The organism is uncultured Campylobacter sp. (assembly GCF_938031315.1).
GTDB lineage: Bacteria > Campylobacterota > Campylobacteria > Campylobacterales > Campylobacteraceae > Campylobacter_B.
Genome location: NZ_CALHHT010000486.1, coordinates 1 through 3,671, shown reverse-complemented (window position 1 = coordinate 3,671; position 3,671 = coordinate 1). Strand labels below are relative to the sequence as shown.

Sequence of the window (3,671 nt, the reverse complement as noted above, 5' to 3'; positions counted from 1 at the left end):
TCCGTTGCCAAATTTAACGCGACTCAATTTGTGGCACAATCTGATAGGTCGATTTAAATTTTATAAATTTGGGTTTGAGCGTTGGCAAAATTTAATTACTGCAGCTCGATAAATTTCAACCGCGCGTCATAAAATTTTAGCGCGGCCGTATTTTAAACGGCGCTGCGCAGGCAAGCAAGCTCAAGCACGCACCCGCTAGCAAAGCAGGCTTCAAATTAAAAGCTTCAAACTCGCCGTGCGCGATCATTTAGTGTTGCGTCGGAACCGACGCCAATATGTTTTGACGGCTCAATCGCAGCTTTTTTCTCCGCGGCAAAGGCGCGCCAGGTCGTATTTTAGCAGCACCAAGCCAAGGCCTAGCAAGAAAAGGTCTTTAAAGATAAAGCCGTCGATCTTGCCCAGCTGCGGCAGTAGGCTGAGCGTGCTCAGCGCCATGACGATCACGATGAGATCGCCCACGATGCCCGCCTTCGGCTTGAAAAAGCCCGCGATGAGCGAGAGATAGCCCACGGTCTCCACCACGCCCAAAAAATAGCTCGCGCCGGCGTCCCCGAGCGCTGAGGGCAAAAACGAAAGCCACGTCTGCGAAAAGAGCGGCTTTAAGGCCTCCACCTCGAACTCAAACCACTTGTAGTTGCCCATCACGGCAAGCACGATGATAACGGAAAGTCTGGCGAATATAATATCCGCGTCGCCTGCGACAAATTTTTTTACGATCTCCCTCATACGGCTCCTTTGTAAATTGTGTAGCGGTATGATAGCGAGCTTGCGTGTAGGCTACGTGAAGGGGCGAAATTTCAAATTCCAAATTCCTCGGCTTCATAAAATTCTACGCCTCCACAAAATTTCGTGGCTCCGCGAAATTTCAAATTCCATGCCACGCGCCTTAAAATTTAAAACGGTCGCGGCAAATTTCAAGGCGCGAAGTGGTGCGAGCTGCCACGAAATTCCATCGAGCTTTGCGGCGTGCGCGGGCAAACCTCGGCGATGATATTGATCGAAACGCCCGCCTTAGCGGCAATCGCGTAGATTTTAGGCAAAAACTTCGGCGCGAAGCTGAACAAAATCTCGTACTCCTCGCCGCTTTGCAACGCAGCCTCGCTAGGGCGGGCGATCCAGCGCGCACCTACGCCGCTAGCCTCCAGCAGGCGGGGCAAGTCCTGTGCGAGCCCATCGCTAATGTCCATCGCCGCGCTGATGAACTTCGCCGCCTTGTAAAAAAACTTATCGCGCAAAACGGGCCTGACGAAGCGCGAATTTTTTGAAATTTGCGCGCGCAGATCCTCGCGTAGATCAAACGCAGAGCCTTCGCATGCTGGTTTTTGAGGCGCAGAATTCTCGCATGTAGGGCTTTGTGCCGTATAATTCGCTGCGAAACTTTGCGGCGCGCGGCTCGCAGACTGACTCTCTTGCGCTGCAGAATTTCCCGCGCCCAAATTTTGCGTCATGAAATTCCTCGTAGAATTTTCCGCAGTAGAATTCTGCACAGAAATTTCGGCATCCAGGCTCCGCGGCTCGGCGCGAGCAGGTGAAATTTTATCGCCCGAGCTTTGCACCTCATCGTTTGGGCCTTGCAGCGACGAAATTTTATCGTTTCGGTTTTGCGTCTGCGAGCTAGCGAGCGAAATTTCATCTCTTAAAAGCACCGCCAGATCGCGCCCGACGCCGCCTAGCTCGCCCGTATGCGCGATGAGATCGCCCACGCGCGCGCCGCTGCGAAACACCGGGCGCTTGCACTTGCCGATCAGGCTTACGCCAAGCGCGATGCGATCCGAGCCGATCGTGTCGCCGCCGATGATCCGTATGCCCCACTCCCGCGCCGTCTCGCTCACGCCCGCGCACAGCTCGTCGATCTCGCGCGTGCCGATCTCGCGCGGCAGTGCAAGCCCCAGCAGGGCGTATTTGGCGCGCGCATTGGTCGCGATCATATCCGAGATGTTTACGAGCATCGCCTTTGCGCCGATCTCGCGCAGGCTCAGCCAGCCGCGCCGAAAATGCACGCCCTCGACGAAAAGATCCTTGCAATACGCTCGCCCGCCGATTACGGCGCAATCATCGCCGTTAAGCTTCGATCTAAATTTCTCAAAAATATACCGCTCTTTATCCATACGCCCTCCGTTAAATTAGCGTTACGCCGCAGCCGTGCGAAAGCTAAGAAGCCCGAATTTGCAGGCCTTTGTTTAAATTTCGTCGCGCACGCGCAGCAGGAGTTCTACGCTCCGCTTTGCAAGATTATAGCGTAAATTTAGATTTTCGCCGCGCGAGTTTGGCTGCGGCTCGGTGCGACTCGATAGCAAAATGAGAAATCGCGTGAGTTTTGGGGCTTTAACGCGGCTCGGTACGGACAGGTCTGCGATAAAACGGCGCCCGACTGACGCACAGGCAGCTCCCAAAGCCCAGCTCTAGCTTGCCGCCGCGACACCGAACCGCGTTCATAGCGCACTCAATAGCGCCCGCAAAGCTTCATATGTTGGCGAAATTACGGCTTTTAGTGACCGCGATACAAAGACATTGCGATGCAAAGATAAATCGCCGCGCAGGCACGGATGCCGCTTCAAATCTACGGCGCGGGTATAAATTTTGTTTTTAAAATCAAGCTTCAAAAGCGCGAGCTCCGCCATGCGGTCTTAATCCGCCGCAAGCCTGCACCGCCCGCAAACGGCATGAAATTTTGCCGCGCCCCAAGCGCACAAACCGCGCAACGCCCCAAGCCGAATTCATCGCAGCGCAGCGGTAAAATTTCACGAAATGCCGCCGCCCGGTAATCCGCTAGCCTTTCTTTAGCTTCGCAAGCTCGCGCACAACCGCCGCCTTGCTCTTGCGGTCTTTTAGCGCATCGTAGCACTGCGCTAGTAGCTCTAGCGCGTGGACTAGGGCCTCTTTGTAAGCCGGTAGCTGCTGATATGCCAAAAGCGCCGCCGCATCGTCTCTCATTGCCGTAAAATGCCCCAGCGCCGCAGACGGATCGCCGCGTATCATCGCGATCTCGCCTAAAATCTCGTGCCCGTCGTAGCCCGAGTGCTCGTAGGCGGTGCCGCGCATGCCCTCGTAGAGCTTTACCGATCTGTCCGCGTAATCCTGCGCCGCGGCTAAATTTTTCTGCGCATAGCTCGCAGAAATTTTACTCACGCCCGCCTCTTTGTAAATCGCCAAAAATTGTCGCGCGATCTGTAGATAAAGCCTGCCCGTATCGGGCTCCGTCGCATCCGAGAGCTCCGCTGCGGCAAGCAGATGCTCTAGCGCAGCGGCACGCTCGCCCAGCCCCGCATGTAGCTGCGCGTAATCCCGCGCGAGCGAAGCCCTACGCGCGCGCTCGTCCGATCCGTCATCTATAAACGGGCGCAGATGCAAGCAGTGCGCTTCCCATTCGGCCAAATCTCGCAGTGCGCGACGCTTGGGCTCGGGCGCCGGCTCATCAGAAGCGAAGCCAGCCTTGGCGCGCAGATACTCGCACGCGCCGCTAGCTCTGCCTTCGGCCTCGTAGGGATCGGGCACGAGCGCTTTCAGTCGGGCGAAAATCTCCTCCGCACGCACGGTATCGCCGGATAAAAACATAGTCCAAATAAACAGCGCCCGCCCATATTCGCGCACAGCGCCCTTACGATCGCCGCGAGCCTCGCAGATGCGCCCGAATGTATAAGCGCTCTCGTAATTTACGGCATCGGCATTTA

The 3,671-nt window shown here is 55.9% G+C and carries 4 protein-coding genes; 1 reads left to right on the top strand and 3 read right to left on the bottom strand.

Annotated features, from left to right (window positions below; all coding sequences use genetic code 11):
• Positions 1-288: 288 nt before the first annotated feature.
• Positions 289-726, bottom strand: a complete 438-nt coding sequence (locus Q0236_RS12025; RefSeq protein ID WP_297904949.1) for a DUF417 family protein — start codon at positions 724-726, stop codon at positions 289-291.
• A gap of 188 nt (positions 727-914) precedes the next feature.
• Positions 915-2,108, bottom strand: coding sequence for a thiamine-phosphate kinase (locus Q0236_RS12020; RefSeq protein WP_297918386.1), 1,194 nt, complete (start codon positions 2,106-2,108; stop codon positions 915-917).
• A 438-nt stretch (positions 2,109-2,546) separates the two neighbouring features.
• On the opposite strand from Q0236_RS12020, the gene Q0236_RS12015 reads away from it, so the two are divergent.
• Complete coding sequence (locus tag Q0236_RS12015; RefSeq protein ID WP_297918383.1) at positions 2,547-2,765, top strand: hypothetical protein; 219 nt, start codon at positions 2,547-2,549, stop codon at positions 2,763-2,765.
• A 4-nt stretch (positions 2,766-2,769) separates the two neighbouring features.
• Here the strand turns inward: Q0236_RS12015 and Q0236_RS12010 are convergent.
• Positions 2,770-3,671, bottom strand: a 902-nt coding sequence (locus Q0236_RS12010) for a hypothetical protein (protein ID WP_297918380.1), incomplete at its 5' end; no start/stop codon positions are given.

Excerpts from the sequence above, each read along its gene's own strand:
- Q0236_RS12020 (WP_297918386.1), bottom strand. The coding sequence starts at position 2,108 with ATGGATAAAGAGCGGTATATTTTTGAGAAATTTAGATCGAAGCTTAAC.
- Q0236_RS12015 (WP_297918383.1), top strand. The coding sequence starts at position 2,547 with ATGCCGCTTCAAATCTACGGCGCGGGTATAAATTTTGTTTTTAAAATC.
- Q0236_RS12025 (WP_297904949.1), bottom strand. The coding sequence starts at position 726 with ATGAGGGAGATCGTAAAAAAATTTGTCGCAGGCGACGCGGATATTATA.